Source organism: Flavobacterium sp. U410 (assembly GCF_053570605.1).
Genome location: NZ_JBSEFI010000030.1, coordinates 1 through 26,269, shown reverse-complemented (window position 1 = coordinate 26,269; position 26,269 = coordinate 1). Strand labels below are relative to the sequence as shown.

Sequence of the window (26,269 nt, the reverse complement as noted above, 5' to 3'; positions counted from 1 at the left end):
TAGCCAATAAAAAAAACAATTCTTTTATCTTTGTTGTTCATTCTTTTCTTCTAAAAATGCAGTCGCCACTAGAACTTCAAATACAAACTTTACCCGATGGTCCCGGAGTGTATCAATACTATGATAAAGACGGGAAAATTCTGTATGTGGGTAAAGCCAAAAACTTAAAAAAAAGAGTTCAATCCTATTTCAGTAAACACCACGATAATTACAAAACTTCGGTTTTAGTAAAAAAGATAGTTTCTATCAAACATATTGTGGTTCCTACGGAAACAGATGCATTGCTTTTAGAAAACAATTTGATCAAGAAGTTACAACCGCGCTACAATGTGTTGTTAAAAGATGACAAAAGTTATCCGTGGATTTGTATTAAGAATGAAGCTTTTCCAAGAGTATTTCAAACCCGAAAAATGATTAAAGACGGTTCGGAATATTTTGGACCTTACACCAGCGGGAAAACGGTTCACACACTTCTGGATTTGATTAAAGAATTATATCCGTTGCGAACGTGTAATTTTGATTTGTCGAAAGCTAATATCGATTCGGGAAAATATAAAGTGTGTTTAGAATATCACATTGGAAATTGTAAAGGACCTTGTGAAGGTTATCAAACGCTGCAAAATTATCAAGACCAAATTCAAGCGATTCGCGAAATTTTGAAAGGAAATTTCAAAGAAAGTTTGAAGGATTTCAAGAAGCTCATGATGGAATTAGCGGAAGACATGAAGTTTGAAGAAGCACAAAAAATAAAAGATAAGATTGACGTTTTAGAAAACTATCAGGCGAAATCAACTATTCTAAATCCGAAAATTACCAATATCGATGTGTTCTCCATTGTTTCAGACGAAACCATGGCGTATGTGAATTTTTTGCAGATTTCGCATGGTGCCATTATTCGTTCGCATACATTGGAATTGAAAAAGAAATTAGAAGAAACCGATCAGGAACTTTTAGAATTGGCAATTGTCGAATTGAGAGAACGTTTTCATTTGCTTTCGAAAGAGATTATTGTGCCATTTGAAGTTGATTTGGGAGAAAATATTAAAGTTACTGTTCCAAAATTGGGCGATAAAAAACAAATTCTCGATTTATCGGAACGCAATGCTAAGCATTATCGATTGGATCAGTTGAAGCAAATAAAAATTGTAGATCCCGATCGACATACGAATCGAATTATGGCGCAAATGAAGAAAGATTTGCGACTTTCGGTTGAGCCACGTCACATCGAATGTTTTGATAATTCTAATATTCAGGGAACGAATCCAGTTGCCGCTTGTGTGGTTTTTAAAGACGGAAAACCGAGTAAAAAAGACTATCGTCATTTCAATATAAAAACAGTTGAAGGACCTAATGACTTTGCTTCTATGGAGGAAGTGGTGTATCGTAGATACAAAAGATTGTTAGATGAAAACCAACCATTACCTCAGTTAATCATAATTGATGGTGGAAAAGGACAATTGTCATCGGCATTAAAAAGTTTAGACGATTTGGGATTAAGAGGGAAAATTGCAATTATTGGCATAGCCAAAAGATTGGAAGAATTATTTTATCCGGAAGATCCGGTGCCGTTGTATTTAGATAAAAAATCGGAAACCTTAAAAACCATTCAGTATTTGAGAAATGAAGCACACCGATTTGGAATCACACATCATCGCGATAGAAGAAGTAAGTCGGCTTTGCAAACTTCCTTGGAAACCATTCCGGGAATTGGCGAAAAAACGATGGTAACGTTACTGAAACATTTCAAAAGTGTTAAAAGATTGCAACAAGCCTCAGAAAAAGAGATTTCAGAGGTTGTAGGGCTTTCAAAAGCCAAAAAAATTTCCGAATTTTACCAGACATTGAATCCAAATAAAGAATGAAACAGCTTTTCTTGTTGATAAGCCTACTATTTTTAGCCCCAATCAGCTTAGCGCAAGATACGACTTCACTAGATCAGGAACACAAAACGCATAAAATAGGACTTGTCCTTAGTGGTGGTGGTGCTAAAGGTTTGGCGCATATTGGTGCGTTAAAAGTAATAGACTCGCTCGGTATAAAAATTGACTATATCGGAGGGACAAGTATGGGGGCTATTATCGGAGGTTTATATGCATCAGGATATACGGCTAAACAGTTAGATTCAATTTTTAGTGATGTTGATACAGAAGCGTTGATTCAGGATTATATTCCGAGAGGTTCTAAAAGCTTTTATGAAAAGAGAAATGACGAAATTTATGCGCTTACACTTCCTTTTGACAAATTCAGATTAGGGCTACCAACGGCACTTTCTAAAGGTCTTTACAATTATAATTTATTATCAAGACTGACTTTTAACGTTTGCAGTTCTCAAGATTTTAAAAAATTACCCATTCCTTTTTTCTGCATTGCAACTGATGTAGAGACTGGGAAAGAAGTAGTTTTAGAATCGGGAAATTTACCGCAGGCAATGATTGCCAGCGGAGCTATTCCTACGCTTTATAATCCTATTGAAATTGATGGGAAACTTTTAGTAGACGGAGGGATTGTTAATAATTATCCTGTAGAGTTGTTGCGCGAAAAGGGAATGGATATCATTATTGGAGTTGATGTTCAGGATGGTTTAAAAACAAGAGAAGATTTAAAAGGAGCTTCCAGTGTTTTGCTTCAGGTGAATAATTTAGGAATGATTGAAAAAATGAAAGGGAAAAGGAAATTGACGGATGTTTATATTAAACCTGATATTAGGGAATATAATATGATGTCTTTTGATTATGGCTATGATATTATTCTGAAAGGAGTTGAAGCAGCAACTATTAAAGAAAATGATTTATTGAAATTAGTTCCTCATCATCCTGTTTATAGAGAATCTGCAATAGTACAAGATTCGTTGATAATATCGGATATTGAAATCAATGAATTGGAAGACTTTACCAGAGCCTATGTTAGAGGTAAACTAAAATTTAAGCCCAATGTTAAAATTAGTTTTAATGATATTGTTAGAGGTATCGACAATTTAAATGCAAGTCAAAACTTTAGAACAATTAACTATAGTTTTTCAGAAGGATCGAAAGAAGGAACAAAACGTTTTAACCTTTTTTTGAGAGAAAAAGAGAAAACAGCTTTTTTAAAGTTTGGGTTACATTATGACGATTTATTGAAAAGTTCTGTTCTGTTGAATTATACCAAAAAGAAATTCTTAGCTAAAAATGATGTGTTGTCTCTCGATTTTATTTTAGGAGACAATTTACGGTATAATCTAAATTATTATATCGATAACGGTTTTTATTGGAGCTTCGGAATCAATTCTAAAATGGTTGATTTTAACAGAAACATTCCAAATGATTTCAATAATGGAGTAACATTGACAGATTTAGGACTAAATTCTATAAATGTTGATTTTACAGATATCAGCAATCAAGTTTATGTGCAAACCATTTTTGCTCAAAAATTTTCAATAGGAGCAGGAGGAGAGTTAAAGTTTCTAAAAATCCGATCCGATAACATAGTGAATACAAATCCGGTTTTTGAGAACAATAATTACTTTTCAGTTTTCGGATATGCTAAATACGATTCTTTTGACAACAAATATTTCCCTAAAAGAGGTTGGTACTTTAATGGAGAACTAAAATCGTTTTTATACTCTTCTATAGATCCGGATAATTTCCAGAATTTTAGCATTGCAAAAGCAGATATGGGTGTTGCAAAAACATTCTATAAAAAAGCAACCATTAAATTACAATGCGAAGGAGGTTTTAATGTAGGCGAAAAATCTATTAATTATTTTGATTTTATATTGGGTGGTTATGGGTTTGCTCCCATCAATAACTTTAGACCTTTTTATGGTTATGATTACTTAAGTTTAATGGGAGATAGTTATGTGAAAGGCAGTGCAACTTTTGATTATGAGATTTACAGAAAACATCATCTGAATTTTACAGCAAATTATGCCAATATAGGAAACAGTCTTTTTGATAGTGTTGAAAATTGGTTGACTAAGCCACAATACTCAGGATATGCTTTTGGTTATGGAATGGAAACTATTATAGGTCCTATTGAAATTAAACATTCTTGGTCGCCGGAAACACGAGATCATTATACTTGGTTTGCAGTTGGTTTTTGGTTTTAGGATAATTCAAAAATATTTCGCTATATTTGCGATATTATGAATTTACACTGGGAAAATTTATTATCTCATTTGAAATTCCTCATCAAGAGAAATCCTGAGTGAGTTTTATATCTTTTAGATTAATATGAAAGTTTTTAAGTCTCAGCTTTTAACTTTTAACTTTTAACTTTTAAACTAAAAAGATTATGCCGATATATCATAAATTAGGTAAAATTCCCCACAAGCGCCACATTCAATTCAGAAAAGAAAATGGCGATTTGTATTACGAGCAGCTTTTTGGAACCATTGGTTTTGACGGCATGTCAACCAATATGTATCATGAACATCGTCCTACTCAAGTAAAAGAGATTAAAGGACAATATAGTGTAGCTCCAAAAATTGCCAAAGAAAATAATATTCAATCCTATCGTTTAAGAGGTTTTCAAGTAAAACCGCAAGATGACTTCTTAGAAAGTAGAAAAATTGTACTGACCAATTCAGATTGTCATATTGTTTTGGCTGCACCCAAAAAATCGACTACAGATTATTTCTATAAGAATACCGATTCTGATGAGGTGATTTTCATTCACAGAGGAACCGGAAAACTAAGAACCATGCTAGGAAATTTAAAATTCGAGTATGGTGATTATCTAGTGATTCCTCGTGGAATGATCTATACAATAGATTTTGATACCGAAGATAACCGTTTATTCATTGTAGAATCACACCGACCGATTTATACTCCAAAAAGATACCGCAACTGGTTTGGTCAATTATTAGAACATGCTCCGTTTTGCGAACGTGATATTCGTCGCCCGGAAGAATTAGAAACCTATAACGAAAAAGGAGATTTTTTGATTAAGATCAAGAAGAAAGACGAAATCTTCGACATGGTTTATGCTACACATCCATTTGATGTTGTAGGATATGATGGGTACAATTATCCGTATGCATTTTCAATTCATGATTTCGAGCCCATTACCGGAAGAATTCATCAACCGCCTCCGGTACACCAAACATTTGAAACAGATGCTTTTGTGATTTGTTCATTTGTGCCTCGTTTGTATGATTATCACCCACAAGCTATTCCGGCACCGTACAATCACAGTAATATCGATAGTGATGAAGTGTTGTATTATGTAGATGGCGATTTCATGAGTCGAAATGACATTGAAGCCGGACATATATCATTGCATCCTGCGGGAATTCCTCACGGTCCACATCCCGGAGCAACGGAAAGAAGTATCGGTAAAATTGATACACAAGAACTAGCAGTTATGGTAGATACTTTCAAACCGCTAATGGTTACAGAAGATGCTATGAAAATTGCAGATGATAAATACTACCAATCGTGGTTAGAATAATTTTCATTGGAGACAAACTATTAAATAATACAACAGCAAGGTCATCGACCTAGTAAACACACAAACTAAATACAATCATGGAAAAAGAAATAAAATCCGTAGAATACGGACTAGAAAAAATATTTGAAGGAGCACAAGATTTTCTTCCGCTTTTAGGGACGGATTATGTAGAATTTTATGTTGGTAATGCAAAACAAGCAGCTCACTTTTATAAAACAGCATTTGGTTTTCAATCATTAGCGTATGCAGGATTAGAAACTGGTGTAAAAGACAGAGCTTCTTATGTGTTAAAGCAAGATAAAATACGTTTGGTTTTAACAACAGCTTTAAACAGTAATTCGCCTATCGGAGAACACGTAAAAAAACACGGAGATGGTGTTAAAGTTGTAGCGCTTTGGGTAGAAGATGCTCGTCAATCTTATGAAGAAACAACAAAACGTGGAGCAAAATCATATTTTGAACCGGTTGTTGAGAAAGATGAAAATGGAGAAGTAGTTCGTGCAGGAATTTATGGAGCTTATGGAGAAACAGTATTTGTTTTCGTAGAGCGTAAAAACTATAATGGTATTTTTATGCCGGGTTATAGCGAGTGGAAATCTGATTACAATCCAAAACCGGTTGGATTAAAATACATCGACCACATGGTTGGAAATACAGGTTGGAACCGAATGAATGAAGCCGTAAAATGGTTTGAAGACGTAATGGGATTTGTGAACTTCCTTTCTTTTGACGATAAACAAATTACTACTGAATATTCAGCTTTGATGTCTAAAGTAATGTCAAATGGAAATGGTAGAATTAAATTCCCGATTAATGAGCCTGCAAATGGTAAAAAGCGTTCTCAAATTGAAGAATATTTAGATTTCTATGAAGATGAAGGAGTACAACACATTGCGGTTGCTACTGATGATATTATTAAAACAGTAACGGATATGCGCGCAAGAGGAGTCGAATTCTTGAGTACACCGCCGCAAGCTTATTATGACGCTATTCCGGAAAGATTGAAGGATCACATGTCTAAATTCAAAGAAGACATCAGTGAATTACAAAAACTAGGTATCATGATCGATGCTGACGAAGAAGGATATTTATTGCAGATTTTTACCAAACCAGTTGAAGACAGACCAACACTTTTCTTTGAAATTATTCAAAGAATGGGGGCTAGAGGCTTTGGTGCTGGTAACTTTAAAGCTCTTTTTGAGTCAATTGAAAGAGAGCAAGAATTAAGAGGTACATTGTAAAAACTGATTTTTATTGTGAACTAATCAAAAACGAACGCTAACTTGTTGAAAATAATGTGTTAAAAAGGTTAAAGTTTGTTTTTCGTTGAGAAAAATGTAAAAACTAATTACCTTTGCACTCGCAAAAAAGGAAATGGTTAACAATTCTTTTTTGTAAATAATTTTTCATAATTTATAGTTTTTGGTTGGTTAATAACATAAAAAACTCAGTCATATTTTTTGACTGGGTTTTTTTGTTTTATTATTTTTGGAACAGAAATTGCATTCTCTTGAATATCAAATTACAACAAAAAGATTACATAGTGGTAATGAGAGGGTTGTGAATTAAACATAAATTAGATATTCATAAAAAAATAAATACATGAAAAAACTAGGATTGTTACTTTTATTATTTGTTTTCACAAATTCTTTTGTGCAAAAAGAAGATGCATTTCAAGCAGGAGAATGGTTTAAATTCCGAATTCATTACGGAGTGATAAATGCCGGATATGCTACACTTGAAATAAAGGAAGCTACTAAAAACAACAGAAAAGTTCATCATGTTCAAGGTAAAGGATGGACAGTAGGAATGACAAAATTGTTTTTCAAAGTAGAAGATGACTACCAAAGCTATTTTGACAGGGATACCGGGAAACCCTATCAGTTTGTTCGTAAGATTGATGAAGGAGGCTACACCAAAAATCAGATTGGTTACTTTAACCAAAACAGTAATACCGTTTTAGTAAAAGATTATAAAAAAAATACAGAAAAGACTTTTTCCGTTCCTGAAAACGTTCAAGATATTGTTTCGTCATTCTATTACCTTAGAAATCATCCGCAAATTGATAAATTGAAAGAAGGAGAATACATTGCGATAGACATGTTTTTTGACGATGAAACTACAAAGTTTAAGTTAAAATATCTTGGTAATGAAGATATAAAGACTAAATTTGGAACAATTCCGTGTAAAATTTTCAGACCTTATGTGCAAGCTGGACGCGTTTTTAAAGAAGAAGAAAGTTTAACGGTTTGGGTATCAAATGATGATAACAAAATTCCCGTTAGAATTAAGGCAAGCTTAGCCGTTGGATCGCTGAAAGCAGACTTGGACGGATTTAAAGGGTTGAAAAATTCTTTTAAAATAAAAGTGGAAAAATAACTCATGAATACAAAATCGCTTTATCAAGATAAGATTGAAGCTTTAGAGCAAAAATTTAAGGCAATTAACCAAAATACAGAAACGCATTTAGAAGGACTTTTATGGTCTAAACCCATCACCTATTGGGATTATATTCAAACGGATGCGCTTTTAAATTTGCAAACACAAAGAACAACCTTGCCGGATGAAATGGTGTTTATCATGTATCATCAAGTAAACGAGTTGTTGTTTAAAATGATACTTTGGGAGATAGATCAATTATGTCACACCGAATTGCCCACAACAGATTATTTTACAGAAAAATTAGGACGAATCAGTCGTTATTTTAATATGTTAACCACTTCATTTGATATCATGACAGATGGAATGGAAGTAGAACAATACCTTAAATTCAGAAATACACTTACACCGGCCAGCGGATTCCAGAGCGCGCAATACCGTTTAATAGAATTTGCTTCTACCGATTTAATCAATCTGATTGATGCTCGTTTTAGACCAACAATAGATAGAAATACACCTTACGAACATGCTTTTGAGCATTTGTACTGGCAAGCTGCAGGTAAAGATTATAAAACAGGAGAGAGGACGTATTTAATTCAACAATTCGAAAAACGTTACAAAAAACAGTTTTTAGAATTTATGGAAGAATACAATACTATAAATGTTTGGAGAAAATTCAAACAATTGCCGGAAACAGACCAGAAAAACCCCGATTTAATAGAGGCTATGCGTCACTACGACAAAACAGTCAATATCACTTGGGTAATGGGACATTTTAAAACAGCTGTTAAGTATATTGATAGCGCACATGGAAATGGAGAAGCAACTGGTGGTAGCGATTGGAAAAAATACATGTTGCCAAAATACCAAAAAAGAATTTTCTTTCCGGAATTATGGTCTAAAGAAGAAATTGAGAATTGGGGAGAGAATGTTTAATGCGAAAACAAATTTAAATTGAAATACCTAACATCACTATTACTGTTGTTTACGATTGTAATAGCTTGCGATACCAAAAAGGAAAAAGAAGAAAAACCAAAAGAAAAAATTGAAGTTACAGAACCAATTATTAAAAAGTACGGTTTTGTATACAATGATTTCCATGTGGTTAATGATACAATTAAAAGTGGAGATACTTTCGGTACCTTATTACAGAATTATGTTTTGCCCGATAGTTTGAACGTTCATCAATTAACGGAAAAAATCAGAGATTCTTTTAACTTAAGAGGAATGAAAGCCGGAAATCCTTATGTTTTGTTATTTGATAAACAAAAGAAAAATGATTTAAAAGCATTTATCTATGTTAAGGATAAAATCCATTATACAGTTATTGATATGCAAGATTCTGTAGTGGTTCTCAACAAACAACGACCAACATCTATTAAGAAAAGAACTGTTGCGGCAGAGATTGAAGGGTCGTTGTCAGAAACATTAGACAAAGCCGGAGTAAGCGCCTCTTTAGCACCAAAGCTAGCAGGAGTTTATGCGTATTCCATCGACTTCTTTAAAATTCAAAAAGGAGATAAATTTGCAGTTACATTATATGAAAAATTCATAGAAGATTCTATTTATGCCGGAATTGATCATATAGAATCTACTTATTTTCAGCACAGAGGAAAAGATTTCTACGCTTTTCCTTATAAGTTGAAACCGGAACAAAGAGAATCTAGTTATTATGATGAAGCAGGAATGGCTTTAAAAAGCATGTTCTTAAAAGCACCTCTAGATTATTTCAGAATTTCTTCTCGTTTTTCTCCTAGACGTTTTCATCCGGTACAACAACGATGGAAAGCCCATAACGGAACAGATTATGCAGCACCACATGGAACGCCAATCAAGTCAACAGCAGCTGGAGTTGTAGAAAAAGCGGGGTATACTTCAGGAAATGGTAATTTTGTAAAAGTCAGACACAACGGAACTTATTCGACACAATATTTACACATGTCTAAAATTTTGGTTAAAAAAGGACAATATGTTGCGCAAGGACAAATTATTGGAAAAGTAGGAAGTACAGGTTTGGCAACAGGCCCACATGTATGTTATCGCTTTTGGAAAAATGGAGTGCAAGTAGATCCGCTGAGGTTACAGTTGCCTAATGCAGAACCGATGGCTGAAAAAGACAGAGTAAAATATCTGGCATATATCAAACCGTTTAAACAAGAACTAGATAGTATTTTAAAAGTTAAATTCAATAAATAATGAGCTTACAATCTATTAATCCGTCAGGTACAGTGGCATGGCAAAAAATTAGAGAACATTTCGAAGAAATGTACAATGTGTCTATGCAAGAAATGTTTCAACAAGATTCAAAACGTGCCGAAAAATTCCATATCAAATGGGAAAAGTTTTTAGTAGATTATTCTAAGAATAAAATCAATGAAAAAACATTGACCTTGCTTTTAGAATTAGCAAATGAAATCGAATTAAAAGAAGCTATAGAAAGCTATTTTGGAGGTGATAAAATAAATCAGACCGAAAAAAGAGCAGTATTGCATACAGCATTGCGCGCGAAAAAAGAAGAAGTAGTTTTAGTCGATGGTGTAAACGTAATGCCGGAAGTGTATGCGGTTAAAGAAAAAATTAAAGCTTTTTCAGAAAAAGTAATTTCAGGAAATGCAACTGGTTTTACCGGTAAAGCTTTTACAGATGTAGTAAACATTGGAATTGGAGGATCTGATTTAGGTCCGGCAATGGTAGTTGAGGCTTTACAATTCTATAAAAACCACTTAAACGTTCATTTCGTATCCAATGTTGATGGCGATCATGTTCAGGAAGTGATTAAAAAATTGAATCCGGAAACGACCCTTTTTGTGATTGTTTCCAAAACATTTACAACACAAGAAACCTTATCCAATGCTGAAACCATTAGAAGTTGGTTCTTACAATCAGCAAAACAAGAAGACGTGGCAAAGCATTTCGTTGCTGTTTCAACCAATATTCAAAAAGTAACCGAATTCGGTATTGCAGAAGATAATATTTTCCCAATGTGGGATTGGGTTGGCGGAAGATTTTCGCTTTGGAGTGCTGTTGGTTTATCTATCGCATTAGGTGTTGGTTACGACAATTTTGATGCTTTGTTAACGGGTGCTAATAAAATGGATACGCATTTTAAAACAACTGAATTCTCACAAAACATTCCGGTTGTATTGGCGTTATTAAGCGTTTGGTACAATAATTTCTTTGACGCAGAAACCGAAGCTTTAATTCCGTATACACAATATTTACAAAAATTAGCGCCTTACTTACAGCAAGGTATCATGGAAAGTAACGGGAAAAGTATTGGTAGAGATGGCAATCCGGTAAATTACCAAACCGGAACTATCATTTGGGGAGAACCTGGAACCAATTCACAACATGCCTTTTTTCAATTGATTCACCAAGGAACCAAATTGATTCCGACCGATTTTATCGGTTTCAAAAAATCACTTTACGGAAATACGGATCATCATAATAAATTGATGTCAAACTTCTTTGCTCAAACAGAAGCTTTGTTGATGGGTAAAACCGAAAATCAAGTAAAAGCCGAATTTGAAAAACAAGGTATTTCCGGAGAATTTGCCGATTATCTTTTACCTTTTAAAGTATTTGACGGAAACAAACCAACCAATACATTGCTAATTGATTCTTTGACACCGGAAACTTTAGGTTCGTTAATTGCTTTATATGAGCACAAAATTTTTGTTCAAGGAGTAATTTGGAATATTTTTAGTTATGACCAATGGGGTGTTGAATTAGGAAAACAATTGGCAAATTCCATCTTGTCAGAGATAAATGAAGTAAAAGTTAACCAGCACGATGCTTCCACAGAATTTTTACTTCGCAATTTTCTTTCTTAATAAAAATATTTTATAAAATTTTCTAAGTCTTTTATCGATTAAATGTTTAAAAAAATCGTTAAAAGGCTTATTTTTTTGCACTTTGTTATAAGTGTTTTATTGTTAACAATTTCTTAACCTCTCATAAGAGAAAGAATTTGAAATTTGCAAAAAAATACATAAAACACAACAAATGAGAGATTTTGCAAAAAAATTATTATTTGGATTGTTCTTTTTAACATCCTTAACAGTTTTTTCTCAAACAACAATTACAGGTGTGGTTGTTGATGGTGAGTACAACGAGCCTTTAGCAGGAGCTAACGTAGTTATTAAAGGAACTACAGATGGAGCTACTACAGATTTTGATGGGAAATTTGAAATCAAAACTTCTCAAACTTCCGGGCAAATAATAGTAACTTATTTAGGTTTTCAATCTAAAGCAATTACTTTTAACGGAACAGCAAATTTAGGAAATGTTTCTTTAACAGCTGATGAAAATCAGTTAGAAGGAGTTGTTGTTGTGGGTTCAGGAGTAATTGACTTAGCGCAAGATAGAAAAACTCCTATTGCAGTTTCAACAATTAAGGCTGCTGAAATTCAGGCTAAAATTGGTACTGCCGACGTTACTCAAGCATTAGTAAATACTCCTTCTGTTTATGTAGCAGGGCAAGCTGGTGGATACGGAGATTCTAGAATTACGGTTCGTGGTTTCCAACAAGATAATACCGCTTTCTTATTAAATGGTCAACCGATTAATGGTATGGAAGATGGTAAAATGTATTGGTCTAACTGGTCAGGAATGTCTGATATTGCTAATGTTATCCAAATTCAAAGAGGTCTAGGATCTTCAAAATTAGCTATTTCTTCAGTAGGTGGTACTGTGAACTTTGTGACTAAAGCAACTGATAAAAAACAAGGAGGTTTTGCTTCTATGGGAGTTGCAAATAACGATTATTTTAAATCAACTGTTGGTTATAACACAGGAATGTCTGCAAAAGGATTTGGATTTAGCGTAATGTTGTCGCATTGGCAGGGTGATGGTTATAACATGGGGACCAGAGGAGAAGGTCAAAACTATTTTATTTCTTTTGGTTATAAACCAAGTGACAAACACAACTTCAATTTCTTATTGACAGGAGCGCCTCAGTATCACGATCAAAATTATACTAAGTCAATTAGTAAATATTTACAATATGGTAGAAAATACAATAGTAATTATGGGTATTTAAATGGTGAATATTTATCATTGCGTACTAATTTCTATCATAAGCCAGTAGCTAACTTAAACTGGGATTTTAATATTAATGAAACAACTCAACTTTCTACCGTTTTATACGCTTCTTGGGGTAGAGGAGGAGGAACTGGAGATTATAAAGCTAGGTCATATACTATTCCTTATACTTCTTCTGGGTTAATTGATTTTGACAAAATTTATAACACAAATTTAAGTGCACCTAATGGTGAAGGAAGTCAACCTGATAATTTCCTGATTAGATCTTCAATGAATAACCATGCGTGGTATGGAATGGTAACTAATTTCAAAAAAGAAATTAATGAGAATTTATCATTTAATGCAGGTATGGATTTAAGAACGTATTATGGTACGCATTATAGACAAGTAGCAAATTATATGGGATTAAGATCATGGACTGAGTCTAGAGTTTTAAAAGGAGCCGATCACTTACCTTCGTCAACAAGCGTTTCAAATACTGTTACCGATTATGGTATTGCAAGACCATGGGAAGCTATGTTTAATACAATTGCTGAAGATCAAAGAATTGATTATGATTATAGCGAGAGAATCTCTTATGGTGGAGTATTTGGACAATTAGAATATGCTACAGATCAATTTTCAGCATTCTTCCAAGGTTCAATTTCAGAGCAGTACCATCAAAGATTTGATCGTTATGATTATCTGCCAGAAGCAAAAGATTCTGAAAAAATTAATAATTTAGGATATAACGTAAAAGGGGGTGCTGCATACAATATTAATGAAAATCATTCATTTTATGCTAATGCAGGTTTCTATTCCCGTCAGCCTTATCATGACAATATTTACTTAAACTATACAAATGCTGTAAACCCGTTGACATCTAACGAGGATGTTTTAGGTTTTGAAGCAGGGTATTCATTCAAATCGTCTATCTTCTGGGCTAATGTAAACGTTTATAGAACATCTTGGAAAAACAGAGTTAATACAACATCTACTGTTTTGTCTGAAGATACTACAATTGGAACAACAGATATGTTAGTTGGAGATTTAGTATATACTTCAAGTCAAAACGATGAACAATTACATTCAGGTGCAGAATTAGATTTAACGTTTAAGCCTATTCAATCATTAAGTGTTAACGGTTTCGCTTCCATCGGAAATTGGGAATATAAAGGAAATGCAAACCAAAGAAAATATGATCAAAATCTTAATCTATTGGATGAAGAGAAAGTAGATGTAGATGGAGGAAAAGTTGGGGATGCTGCTCAAACTACTTGGGGATTAGGCGCAAAATATGAAATTTTCAAAAACTTCTCTATTGATGCTGATTGGAGAAACTATGATAAATTATATGCTAACGTAGCTGCAAGAAAAGAAAACTTAGAATTACCTTCTTATGATTTAGTAGATGCGGGGGTTTCTTATAAATTAGTAGTAGGAAAAGAGAAAAAGAATTCTGTAGGTTTCCGTTTTAACATGAATAACGTGTTTAATGAAGTATACTTGTCAGAATTAACAAGTGCTAATAAAGTAGAAGCAGGAGATCAAACATGGAATGGAATTAACGTAACAAACTCTGGTTTCTTCGGTTTAGGAAGAACATGGAATTTCTCAATTCGTTATAATTTCTAAAAACTAATTTAGTTTTTATTGAAAGAGCCTTTTAGTAATTTTGCTAAAAGGCTTTTTTATTTTTATATCTTTGTATATACTCAAAACTAATCTATATGTATACAGCAGTACAAACCGCACATTCATTTTTTGCTTATTTAGTGTTAGCACTTTTATTTTTAGCTAGTATTAATGCTATTTCAGGTTTAGCAAGCAAACGAATTTTTAAAGATAAAGATTTACGTTTGTCTTTATTTGCTTTAATTGTTTCTCATTTACAATTACTGATAGGAATCGTTATTTATTTTATCTCTCCAAAAGGGCTAGAATCTTTCGGACAAATGTCAAACGCTGAGTTGAGACTAACATCTTTAGAACATCCGTTGATTAATATTATTGCGTTAGCATTAATTACAATAGGTTGGTCTAAACACAAAAGAGAAGAAAGTAATAACGGTAAATTCAAAAAAATTGCCCTATTCTATACTTTGGGATTTGTGTTGATTTTATCTAGAATTCCTTGGTCTAGCTGGTTAGGATAATATACAATGAAAAGTCTTTTCTTTCATAGTAGAATCTTTTTTTTTCTGATAGTGTTTTCAGCACTGACAGAAAATAAGACTATTGCGCACCATGAATTGAAAAATAATAATTCAAATGAAACAATACAAGATTCAATATTAGAGAAAACAACGTTTTATAAAACCAATGTTCACGCTTCCTATTACCATGATAAGTTTAATGGAAGAAAGACAGCAAGTGGACAAAAGTATGATAATACAAAATATACAGCAGCTCATAAAAAATTAAAATTTGGCACCAAAGTCAAAGTGACAAATCCTAAAAACGGAAAATTTGTAGTTGTTACAGTTAACGATAGAGGGCCTTTTGTGAACGGAAGAGAAATAGACCTTTCTAAACGAGCCTTTAATGAAATAGCCGATGGAAGAAAATCGGGACACTTAATAGTCAATTTAGAAATAGAAAAATAAGTCAGGCAATGCCTGACTTTCTTTTTTTACGAATTTAACAAAACTTTAAGTTCGTTTTTAACAGAACCAAACGAACTAATGATTAATTTTGTCTCCAAATTGATAGCCATGGATAATAATGCTGAAAAAGAAAAGGAAGAATTAATTGAATTATTCGGAATACATTTTGAAAAATTTCACATGTTGCCTCCTTTGGCTGCAAGAATTTTAGCCACTTTAATTTTAAACAGTCGGGAAAAAGATTTAAGTTTTGAAGATTTAGTAACGATTACGGCAGCTAGTAAAAGTTCAGTATCAACCAATATCAATTTGCTATTAAAGCTTGAGAAAATAACTTATTATACAGTTTGCGGAGGAAGAAAAAAGTTTTTTAGACCGGCAAATTTGGCTGACCGAATTAAAAATCACTTAGTTTTTATAAAGTCAGAACAAAATATCATCAAAAGGCTTAGTAATTACGAAGAAAAATATAATAAAAAACCTTTAACCCTATTAGAGGAAAAAAGTTTGGATATATATAGAGAATATGTAAACAATTTTGAAGTATTACTTCAAGATTCTATCAGAAAGATAGAAGAAATAGAAACCCAATAACCCACTTTTATTTTATAGTTTAATTTTATGAAAAAGACGTTTGTTTCAGCCCTTACGTTCGTTAGCGTTCTTTTTGTTTCTTGTAAACAAGAACAGCAGCAACAAGCGAAACCAGTAATGCCTTACAAAGTAGTTCAAATTGCAAAAACCAATACGACTCTTCAGGCAGAATATCCAGCTACTTTAGAAGGAGTTATGGATATCGATATTCGTCCAAAAGTAGATGGATATATTCAAAAAATCTTTGTTGACGAAGGTCAGGAAGTTAAAAAGGGACAAATCCTTTTTAAATTAGAAACCCAATCAGCTTCTCAAGACGCTTCTGCCGCTAAAGCAAAAGTAGATGCTGCTCAGGTTGAAGTAAACCGATTAATTCCGTTAGTGGAAAGAAACATTATTAGTAGTGTACAATTAGAAACTGCAAAAGCTAATTTGGCTAGTGCAAAAAGTACATACCAAAGTATAGTAGCTAATATTGGTTATGCAACGATCACAAGTCCGGTAAATGGTGTTGTAGGAACAATTCCTTACCGATTAGGGACTTATGTAAATAGTCAAACAACTGAACCTTTAACACGTGTTTCTGATATTAGTAAAGTATATGCCTACTTTTCTGTGAGTGAAAAACAACAGTTGGATATGGTTATGAAATCTGATGGAAAAACGTTTAAAGAAAAAATAGATCAAATTCCTCCGGTTAAATTGATTTTAAGTAATGGGAAGGAATATGCTCAATTAGGGAAGGTAGAAACATTTAGCGGTTTAGCTAATCCAACAACAGGTTCATTCAATGTAAGAGCAAGCTTCCCGAACGCTGAAAGAATTTTACGTTCAGGAGGAACAGCTACAATAACCATCCCAACAGATTTAAAAGATGTTATTGTTATTCCTCAAAGTGCTACAATGGAATTACAAGACAAAATTATTGCTTTAGTGGTTGACCAAGAAAGTAAAGTGAAAATGGTACCAATTGAAGTTCGTGCAGTTCCCGGTGGAAAATTCTATGTGGTTGATAAAGGTTTAAATATCAACGATAAAATACTTATCGAGGGAGTTGGACTAATTGCTGAAGGTACACCAATTAAACCGGAAGTAGTTTCATTAAATGAAATCTTAAACCCTGCTCCTGCTACAAAATAATCAACTAACCAATATTTGAAAATAGTATTTTATGTTAAGAAAGTTTATTGACAGACCCGTTTTGTCAACGGTGATATCTATTCTCATCGTGATCTTGGGAGTGCTGGGTTTAATTTCATTACCAGTTTCTCAATATCCTGAGATAGCGCCGCCAACAGTTACTGTTTCGGCTAGTTACCAAGGAGCTAGTGCCGAAGTAGTTATGAACTCTGTAGTTATTCCGTTAGAAGAGCAAATCAATGGGGTAGAAGATATGACTTATATGACTTCTACATCCAGTAATGATGGTTCTGCTACAATTAATGTCTACTTTAAATTAGGAACTAATCCTGATATGGCCGCTGTAAACGTACAAAACCGCGTTTCACGTGCAACTTCTTTATTGCCTCAGGAAGTTACTAAAGCAGGGGTTACAACTGCTAAACGTCAAAGTGATAACATTTTGATTTTTGGGTTATATAGTGCTAATGAAACGTATGATATGACCTTCCTTCAAAACTATGCAAATATCAATATCATTCCAAAATTAAAAAGGGTAACAGGTGTTGGTGAAGCAATGGTTTTTAGTCAAAAAGATTATTCAATGCGCATCTGGTTAAAGCCAGATGTAATGGCTTCTCATAGTCTAGTTCCTAATGATATCACTACTTTGTTATCTGAGCAAAACATTGAGGCGGCACCAGGACAATTTGGAGAAGATAGTGATCAGTCGTTCCAATATACTCTGAAGTATAAAGGCCGTTTACAAAGCGTTAAAGAGTTTGAACAAATTGTGGTAAAATCAACAGAAAGTGGGGAAGTTCTGCTTTTGGGAGATGTTGCTCGAATTGAATTAGGTGCGCAAAATTATGCCAGTAGTACTCTGATTAATGGACATCAGGCAGTAGCGGTAGCTATTGCACAAACAGCAGGTTCAAACGCACAGGAAGTTATTGAAGGATGTATAAAAGTTTTAGAACAATCTAAAGTAAGTTTTCCAAAGGGTGTCGAATATGCGTCAATGGTTAATGCAAATGACTTTTTGGAAGAATCTATTTCAAAAGTAATCCATACTTTAATTGAAGCGTTTATATTAGTATTTATTGTAGTATTTGTTTTCTTGCAGGATTGGAGATCCACATTGATTCCGGCTATCTCAGTACCGGTAGCTATTGTCGGTACATTTTTCTTCCTGAATATATTCGGATTTACAATCAATATGCTAACGTTATTTGCCTTAGTATTAGCAGTCGGTATTGTAGTGGATGATGCCATTGTAGTGGTAGAGGCCGTTCACGCCAAGATGGAAGCCGGAGAACATGATCCTAAAAAGGCAGCCCATAGCGCCATGGATGAAATTAGTGGTGCTATTATTTCTATTACTTTGGTAATGTCGGCGGTATTTGTCCCGGTATCATTTATTAGTGGTTCAGCGGGGGTTTTTTACAAACAGTTTGGTTTAACCTTAGCCGTTTCAATTGTTTTATCAGCTATTAATGCGCTTACATTATCACCGGCATTGTGTGCTATTTTCTTAAAACCTCATGATGAGCATGAAAGTGGTAAAAAAGGAATTGCAAAAAGATTTTTTACAGCTTTTAATGCCGCTTTCGATGCAACAACGGTTAAATATAAAAAATCAGTTGAGTTTTTCTTAAACCGTAAATGGTTAGCTTTTTTAGGTATTATAGCTTTTGCAGGTATTTTTGTATTCTTGATGAATATTACACCAAAATCTTTCGTACCAAATGAAGATACAGGTACAATCATGTCTGATGTGTCTTTACCGCCAAGTACATCTTTAGAGCGTACAGAAGCTGTATTGTTGCAAATTGAAAATGCAGTAAAAGATATTCCTGAAATTGAACGAGTTCTTCGTATTTCTGGACGAAGTTTAATTAGTGGTACAGGAAGTAATTACGGTATGATTATCGTGAATCTGAAGCCTTGGGCGCAACGTAAGGAAGCAAATCAAGAGATTAATGCAGTTGTGGGTGAATTATTCAAAAGAACAGCTATGATCAAAGATGCTAGAGTGATTTTCTTTGCTCGTCCTACATTGACAGGTTTTGGTTTCAGTAGTGGATTTGAATTTCAGTTACAGGATCAAAAAGGAGGAACTATTCAGGAGTTGAATACAGTTAAAGATAAATTCTTAGGCGCATTAAACAGTCGTCCAGAGATAAAATATGCAACAACTTCTTTCTCACCAAACTATCCGCAATATCAATTGGATTTGAATGTGCCGGCAATTAAAAAATCAGGACTGACAGTGTCGGATGTATTAGGAACTATGCAAGGATATTATGGAGGGGTTTATGCTTCTAACTTTAATAAGTTTGGTAAACAATACCGCGTAATGTATCAGGCAGAGCCGGAGTACAGAGCTGATCCGGAATCTTTAAATAAAGTAATGGTTCGTACAAGCAGTAGTGTAATGGCTCCGATTTCTCAATTCATTCAATTGAAAAAAGTATTTGGGCCACAGGTAATCAACCGTTTCAATTTATTTACTTCAGTAAATATTAACGGAGCACCATCTGACGGATTCAGTTCGGGAGACGCTATTAAAGCCATTGAAGAAGTAGCACAGCAAACATTGCCTTTAGGATATGGTTATGAATATTCAGGGATGACTCGTGAAGAGATTAATGCAGGCGGACAAACAATATTTATTTTTATGTTGTGTTTGGTTTTCGTTTACTTCTTATTATCTGCACAGTATGAAAGTTATATGTTGCCGTTTGCAGTATTGTTATCATTACCTGTTGGTTTAGCCGGAGCTTTTATTTTTGCATATACATTTGATGTAAGTAACAATATATATCTGCAAATTACACTCATCATGTTAATTGGTTTATTGGCTAAAAATGCCATCTTGATTGTAGAGTTTGCCGCAGAGGCTAGGCGTCAGGGAATGAGTATTGTTGAAGCTTCAGTTCAAGGAGCTGTAGCTCGTTTACGACCAATTTTGATGACTTCTTTTGCTTTTATTTTAGGACTTGTTCCATTGATGATTGCACAAGGTGCCGGAGCAGTAGGTAACCGTTCTATTGGTACCGGAGCCATTGGAGGTATGTTGATAGGAACTATATTCGGGGTTTTAATTATTCCTGTATTGTTCATGATTTTCCAAGGACTACAAGAAAAAGTAGGTAAGAAACCTGTGGAAACGAAACACTAAACTTTATAAAAGAATAAAGTAATGAAAAGAAATAGTATAAAAATAGGAATAGTCGTTTTAGCAGCATTGCTGGTGCAATCGTGCTTTGTAGCTAAGAAATATGAAAAGCCTGAAGTAGATACGACTGATTTATATAGAACAGAAGAAGTTTTAGATAGTACATCTATAGGAACGTTATCTTGGAAAGAACTTTTTACAGATGCACAGTTACAAGACTATATCAATCAAGGGATTCAAAATAACTTAGATTTACAAATTGCGTTACAAAATATGGCTTCTGCAGAAGCTACTTTAAAACAAGGAAAAGCAGGGTATATACCTTCTTTAACCGGAAATGCAACTTGGACGCACCAGGAAACATCTTCAAATAGTCAGTTTGGTCGACTTTTTAGCAGTATTGACCAATATGAATTGTCAGGGAAGTTAAGCTGGGAAGCTGATATCTGGGGGAAAATCAGAAGCACTAAAAGAGCAGCTCTTGCAGGTTTTCTTCAAACAGAAGCGGCAAAACGAACTGTTCAATCGCAATTAGTAGCCCAAATTGCTTCATTGTATTATCAAATGTTAGCAACTCAAGAGCAAATAAGAGTGGTAACAGAGACACTAGATAACCGCCAAAAAAGTGTTGAGGTAATCCACGCTTTAAAAGAATCAGGTACGGTTAATGAAGTAGGAGTAAAACAAACGGAAGCACAATTATATGCTACAGAGGTGACTTTAAGTGATTTGAAGTACAATTTAAAAGTGCTAGAGAATTCGTTTAATGTCCTCCTAAATAAGAAACCGGGAGAAGTAGTAAAAGGAAGTTTTGACAATCAAAATATAAATGTTGACATCAAAACGGGTTTTCCGGCAATGTTGTTAAGCAATCGTCCTGATGTAGTTTCAGCAGAATTAAACTTTAGGAATACATTTGAAAAAACGAATGTTGCACGAAGTAATTTCTATCCTTCGTTAACCGTAACAGCTACAGGTGGTTTTCAAAGTTTAGAGTTACAACAATGGTTTAGCGCAAGATCTTTATTTGCAAATATTGTGACAGGGTTAACACAACCTATTTTTAACCAACGTCAGGTAAAAACAAATTATGAAATAGCAAAGGCAAATCAACAAGTAGCCTATTTACAATTTGAAAAATCATTGCTAACGGCCGGTCAAGAAGTATCTAATGCCTTGGCAGGTTATCAAAATGAGACAAATAAATTGGTTTCACGTAAAAAGCAGTTAGACGCTTTAAAAAGTGCAGCAGATTATTCAGATGAGCTATTACAGTATGGAATGGTGAATTATTTAGAAGTTTTAACAGCTAAAGACAATGCATTGAGTACTGAAATAAATTATATCGATAATAAATATCAGCAATTAAATGCAATCATTAATTTGTATAAAGCTTTAGGAGGCGGAGCCAACTAAAAAAATTTAGCTGTCTAAATAATCTATTTTTCGAAGTTCTGCTTCGTTTCTAAAAATAATAAGGTAAGGTTAATTAATTTTAGAGTAGGTTTTTAGGCAGCTTTTTTTAGGACAATATGGAAGAAACAAAAAAGAAAGAATTAGTTCAGCTAACGTTAGAATACTTTTTAAAATATGGAAGTAAGAACATCACTATGGATGACATTGCTTCCGAATTTGGTGTGTCCAAAAAAACGATTTATACGTTATTCAAAAATAAAGATGAATTAGTGCAAGATTGTATTTCGTTTCTTTGGGATGATTTTATGCATGATATTGAGGGAATTCAACTTGTTAACCCATTAGATAAACTGATCAAGATTTATGAAAAAGTGATTGAAAAAATCAGTTACATGAAACCTGTATTCATTTTTACACTCAATAAGTATCACAAAGCAGCGTCTGATGGCTATGAATTACACAAACAGCTGTTTCGCGACCAAGTTATACTTCCCTTGTTAAAACAAGCACAGACGGAAGGGAAAATAAGAGAGAATATTGATTTGCAATTATTCTATGATGTCAATTTTAACGATATCAATGAAAAATTATGGCAGGTAAACTTCTTTGAAAAATACGATTCAAAAATAGCTGTGGAATATCTCATCATACAAAGACTTCAGGGAATCTTAAAAACTAATATCACCAGCTTTTAAACGGATGCTGGCTTAAATAAGAGTTATAATAACGAGCATCTGAGGTTACTTCTTCTCCTAACCAAATAGGTTTTTCAAAGTCTTCATCTTCTGATTTTAATTCAACTTCTGCTAAAACCAATCCTTTGTTTTCACCGGCAAAAACATCTACTTCAAAAACATGAAGTCCTACCATAACTTCATATCGGGTTTTGTCAAGAACACCTTTTTCGCATAAAGAAAGCAAAGCATCAGCTTCATGAATATTAATTTCTTTTTCCCATTCAAATCGGCTCATGCCACTATCACTGCTTTTCCCTTTTATCGTAAGGTATCCTTTGTTCGATTTTATTCTCACGCGTACCGTGCGCTCCGGATCTGAATTCAGATAACCCTGAACAATTCGGTTAAGACAACTACTTTCATTGATGAAATCATTCGATTTTACTAGAAATTTACGTTCTATTTCTTTCAAAATTTAGTTCTTTTTTAACCTGTTAAAAGTATTAAAAAATACAAGCAATTGTTATCTTTACAAGAGATTTTTGCCTATGAAAATTTTTAGACGACATACCAACGACACTTTTGAAACACTTGCTAAATCGTATTTCAATGAACTTCATATTTGGAAAGACACTGAGAATAAAGTGGAAATCTTAGCAGGATTAATTGATACGATCCGACCAAGAAGTACAAAAGATTTAAAATTCTTTACCATAGATCCTATTATTGAATTTTTCAAAGAAAATGAAGTTGAGCGTCAAAACTTTATTGAGTTTCTAAGTGAGATCTTGGTACATAAAAGGATCAATACCATTTTTACGGATGCCGGAATTCTACAGGAAACTGATTTTTTCTATGAGGTAAAAAAGCGAATATTTGCAAAAATTATTCCTTACCAAGCTCCCAAAAATACCATAGAGTTTGTATTGAATCAGGTTTTCTATGATGCCTCCGATTCAGAATGGCTTGAAAAAATCCCGATGATTCAGTTAATGGAGCTGTTCTATCTGTTAGATTTTACCAGTGTTTATGAAGAAAACAAACCGGGACTTTTTCTTTCAGAAGTAATTCAATCCATGAATTTATTGCTTCAGCGTTCTAGCGGAAAAGCATTGGAAACCGATGTTGTTCAAATGGTTCCGGAATATAAAGAACGACAAAGTCCGTTTTCAGGTTTTGAGAAAGAATTATATTTGTTAGAAGACATTTTGTTAGACAAGTCAACTCCTTGTTTTGTAGGTTCTCAAGACATCATTTTTAAGCAGCTCAATATGATGTTTAAACAGTGTAATGAGTTTGTAGATAAGGCATTTCACAATGCGTCTAAATACGGAATTTCATTGCGTGTCAACCAAAACTTATTGCGAATTAGACAACAGTTGAAACGTTTAGGCGAACTGCTTCCGTTTTTAGTGATTGATAAAGAAGAAGAAAAAACGCCCAAAACCATTCAGTTGATTTTACTTCTAATCAAACATAATTCGCAAAAAAATAACATCCAGACTTTGGTAAGTGATAGTGTTCAAGTATTGTCTTATGAAATTACACAACACACAGCCAAAACAGGTGAAAAATACATAACAGAAACAAGAAAAGATTACTTCAAGATGTTTTATGCGGCCTTGGGAGGCGGTTTTATCGTTGGAATTCTCTGTATTTTTAAAGTGTTACTGTCTAAAATTCCGGCTAGTGATTTTGGTCATGCATTTTTATACAGTATGAATTATGCTTTTGGTTTTATTGCTATCTATCTAACCGGATTTACATTGGCAACTAAACAACCGGCAATGACAGCCTCAGCATTGATAAAGGCTATTCAGGAAGGTATGAAGAAAAAAACTAAAGGTTTGTCGGAAGAAAAACATCACGAATTTGCCATTTTGTTTTCGCATATTTTTCGAACGCAGTTTATTGCTTTTGCCGGGAATGTAATTATGGCATTTCCTGTAGCTTTATTAGGCATTTGGTTAATCGATCTGGTGCTTAATTATAATATAACGGAAACCAAATGGTTATATATGATCAATCAAATCAGTCCTGTAAAATCACCGGCCGTTTTTCATGCAGCTATTGCCGGATTTTTCCTTTTCCTCTCGGGAATCATTTCGGGAAGCATTTCCAATAGAGACAAACATTTTCAAGTATATTATCGCATTCAGGAGCACCCTTGGCTAAAAAGAACATTTAGTAAAGAAACAGCGAAACGAGTTTCGGAATGGTACGAAAAAAAATGGGCAGGAATCATGTCTAACTTTTGGTTTGGTATTTTTATGGGAACAACAGCTTCAGTAGGAGCATTTTTAGGGCTTAATTTAGATATCCGACACATTACATTCTCCGTGGGTAATTTTGCCTTGTCGCTTTATGGTTCGAATTATCATTTAAGTCAAGAACAAGTCATTTGGGCTGTTATAGGGATCATTTTGATCGGATTTGTCAATTTTATAGTGAGTTTTAGCTTTTCGCTGGCACTTGCTTTCAAATCAAGAAATATTCCTGTTCAAGAATTGAAATTAATCAGTCGTGCAGTTTGGCATTATTTCAGGAAAAAACCAATGCGTTTCTTTTTTCCGGCTAAGGCACAAGAAACGGCTTAATTCTTGTTTCTATGGAAGAGCAAGCTTTGCCTATAGTTCGAAAAATCATTCATATTGATATGGATGCTTTTTATGCTTCGGTAGAGCAGATAGATAATCCTGAATTAAAAGGTTTGCCAATTGCTGTGGGCGGAAGTGAAGCCCGTGGTGTAGTCAGTACAGCGAGTTATGAAGCCCGAAAATTCGGTGTGAAAAGTGCCATGAGCGGTTTTCAGGCAAAAAGACTTTGTCCTGAGCTCGTTTTTGTACATCCCAGATTTGATCGCTATAAAGAAATTTCGAGAAAAATAAGAAAAATTTTTTTGGATTACACCGATTTGGTAGAACCACTTTCATTAGACGAAGCTTATTTAGATGTAACCCAAAACAAGAAAAACCTTCCCAGTGCTACTTTAATTGCTCAAGAGATCAGAAATAGAATTTTTACAGAGACCGGACTCACGGCTTCTGCAGGAATTTCCTCCAATAAATTTGTAGCCAAAGTTGCTTCAGATTATAATAAACCCAATGGTCAAAAAACGGTTAACCCTGATGAAATTGAAGCTTTTCTGGAAAAATTAGATATTCGTAAGTTCTATGGAATAGGGAAAGTAACCGCTGAAAAAATGTACCAATTAGGGATTTTTACCGGCTTTGATTTAAGGCAAAAAAGTCTTGATTTTCTGGAAAAACAGTTCAGCAATAGTGCCGTGTATTATTATCAAATTGCCAGAGGGATTCACAACAGCCCGGTGAAACCGAATAGAACCATTAAGTCAGTTGGAGCCGAACGAACGTTCTTCGAAAATTTATCTTCAGAAGTTTTTTTGGAAGAAAAAATCATCAGCATCGCTAACGAATTAGAAAAGCGTTTGCAAAAAAGTAAAATCGCCGGAAAGACCATAACACTAAAGTTAAAATATTCTGATTTTACCTTGCAAACCCGAAGCAAAACATTACCTTATTTCATTGCTGACAAAAGTTTGATTATAGATGTCACCAAAGAATTGTTGTACCAAGAGCGCTTAAAAGATTCAGTTCGACTTTTAGGAATTTCGCTCCACAATTTAAACAATCAATCAGCTAAAAAAAGTGAAGAACCCAAGCAAAAAAGTATTTCCATACAATTACAGTTTGATTTTAACGTATAAAACTTTAACAAAATATACAGAAAAACTGTACCGATATTAACATTTGACACCCTAACTTTGATCTCGGTTAATAGCAGTAATTTTATTTCTTATCAAAGAAACATTGAGTCCCGAAGAT

General features: G+C 33.9%; 19 protein-coding genes. 18 read left to right on the top strand and 1 reads right to left on the bottom strand.

All coding sequences use genetic code 11. From position 1 onward, the window contains the following. Positions 1-56 precede the first annotated feature (56 nt). From uvrC to ACUSJC_RS15645, 16 genes are all read left to right on the top strand, one after another. Positions 57-1,862, top strand: a complete 1,806-nt coding sequence (gene uvrC, locus ACUSJC_RS15720) for an excinuclease ABC subunit UvrC (protein ID WP_449270520.1) — start codon at positions 57-59, stop codon at positions 1,860-1,862. Beyond that, a complete protein-coding gene (locus tag ACUSJC_RS15715) occupies positions 1,859-4,087 on the top strand; it encodes a patatin-like phospholipase family protein (RefSeq protein ID WP_449270519.1) in 2,229 nt (742 codons plus the stop codon). Before uvrC ends, ACUSJC_RS15715 begins: the two co-directional genes overlap by 4 nt. Positions 4,088-4,272: 185 nt before the next feature. Next, the gene (locus tag ACUSJC_RS15710; RefSeq protein WP_449270518.1) at positions 4,273-5,430 is read left to right on the top strand and encodes a homogentisate 1,2-dioxygenase; all 1,158 of its coding nucleotides are present in this window, start codon (positions 4,273-4,275) and stop codon (positions 5,428-5,430) included. A 77-nt stretch (positions 5,431-5,507) separates the two neighbouring features. Then, positions 5,508-6,671 (top strand): 4-hydroxyphenylpyruvate dioxygenase, encoded by a 1,164-nt coding sequence (gene hppD / locus ACUSJC_RS15705; protein WP_449270517.1) that lies wholly within the window; start codon positions 5,508-5,510, stop codon positions 6,669-6,671. 361 nt (positions 6,672-7,032) lie between these two features. Beyond that, positions 7,033-7,809 (top strand): DUF3108 domain-containing protein, encoded by a 777-nt coding sequence (locus ACUSJC_RS15700; RefSeq protein ID WP_449270516.1) that lies wholly within the window; start codon positions 7,033-7,035, stop codon positions 7,807-7,809. Positions 7,810-7,812: 3 nt separating this feature from the next. Next, positions 7,813-8,745: a tryptophan 2,3-dioxygenase family protein gene (locus ACUSJC_RS15695; protein WP_449270515.1), complete on the top strand. Its 933-nt coding sequence runs from the start codon at positions 7,813-7,815 to the stop codon at positions 8,743-8,745. Between the two features lie 18 nt (positions 8,746-8,763). After that, entirely contained in the window at positions 8,764-10,005 is a 1,242-nt protein-coding gene (locus tag ACUSJC_RS15690; protein WP_449270514.1) for a peptidoglycan DD-metalloendopeptidase family protein, read from the top strand. After that, a complete protein-coding gene (pgi, locus tag ACUSJC_RS15685; protein WP_449270513.1) occupies positions 10,005-11,642 on the top strand; it encodes a glucose-6-phosphate isomerase in 1,638 nt (545 codons plus the stop codon). Before ACUSJC_RS15690 ends, pgi begins: the two co-directional genes overlap by 1 nt. 172 nt (positions 11,643-11,814) lie before the next feature. Then, the gene (locus ACUSJC_RS15680) at positions 11,815-14,466 is read left to right on the top strand and encodes a carboxypeptidase-like regulatory domain-containing protein (RefSeq protein ID WP_449270512.1); all 2,652 of its coding nucleotides are present in this window, start codon (positions 11,815-11,817) and stop codon (positions 14,464-14,466) included. Positions 14,467-14,561: 95 nt separating this feature from the next. Then, entirely contained in the window at positions 14,562-14,987 is a 426-nt protein-coding gene (locus ACUSJC_RS15675; protein ID WP_449270511.1) for a hypothetical protein, read from the top strand. Positions 14,988-14,993: 6 nt separating this feature from the next. Continuing rightward, positions 14,994-15,437 carry a septal ring lytic transglycosylase RlpA family protein gene (locus ACUSJC_RS15670; protein ID WP_449270510.1) on the top strand — a complete coding sequence of 148 codons (444 nt, stop codon included), beginning with the start codon at positions 14,994-14,996 and terminating at the stop codon, positions 15,435-15,437. Positions 15,438-15,515: 78 nt separating this feature from the next. Then, positions 15,516-16,031, top strand: coding sequence for a GbsR/MarR family transcriptional regulator (locus ACUSJC_RS15665; protein WP_449270509.1), 516 nt, complete (start codon positions 15,516-15,518; stop codon positions 16,029-16,031). A gap of 27 nt (positions 16,032-16,058) precedes the next feature. Then, positions 16,059-17,171 (top strand): efflux RND transporter periplasmic adaptor subunit, encoded by a 1,113-nt coding sequence (locus tag ACUSJC_RS15660; protein WP_449270508.1) that lies wholly within the window; start codon positions 16,059-16,061, stop codon positions 17,169-17,171. 31 nt (positions 17,172-17,202) lie between these two features. Continuing rightward, on the top strand, positions 17,203-20,334 hold the full coding sequence (locus ACUSJC_RS15655) for an efflux RND transporter permease subunit (protein WP_449270507.1): 3,132 nt from the start codon (positions 17,203-17,205) through the stop codon (positions 20,332-20,334). A 21-nt stretch (positions 20,335-20,355) separates the two neighbouring features. Further along, positions 20,356-21,747, top strand: a complete 1,392-nt coding sequence (locus tag ACUSJC_RS15650) for a TolC family protein (RefSeq protein WP_449270506.1) — start codon at positions 20,356-20,358, stop codon at positions 21,745-21,747. Between the two features lie 116 nt (positions 21,748-21,863). Then, positions 21,864-22,442, top strand: coding sequence for a TetR/AcrR family transcriptional regulator (locus tag ACUSJC_RS15645; protein ID WP_449270505.1), 579 nt, complete (start codon positions 21,864-21,866; stop codon positions 22,440-22,442). On the opposite strand, the gene ACUSJC_RS15640 is transcribed toward ACUSJC_RS15645, so the two are convergent. Further along, positions 22,429-22,896: a CYTH domain-containing protein gene (locus ACUSJC_RS15640; protein WP_449270504.1), complete on the bottom strand. Its 468-nt coding sequence runs from the start codon at positions 22,894-22,896 to the stop codon at positions 22,429-22,431. The genes ACUSJC_RS15645 and ACUSJC_RS15640 overlap by 14 nt on opposite strands. 76 nt (positions 22,897-22,972) lie before the next feature. Between ACUSJC_RS15640 and ACUSJC_RS15635 the strand changes: the two genes are divergently transcribed. Continuing rightward, on the top strand, positions 22,973-25,021 hold the full coding sequence (locus tag ACUSJC_RS15635; RefSeq protein WP_449270503.1) for a recombinase: 2,049 nt from the start codon (positions 22,973-22,975) through the stop codon (positions 25,019-25,021). A gap of 11 nt (positions 25,022-25,032) precedes the next feature. Then, positions 25,033-26,151 (top strand): DNA polymerase IV, encoded by a 1,119-nt coding sequence (dinB, locus tag ACUSJC_RS15630; protein ID WP_449270502.1) that lies wholly within the window; start codon positions 25,033-25,035, stop codon positions 26,149-26,151. Positions 26,152-26,269: the final 118 nt, after the last annotated feature.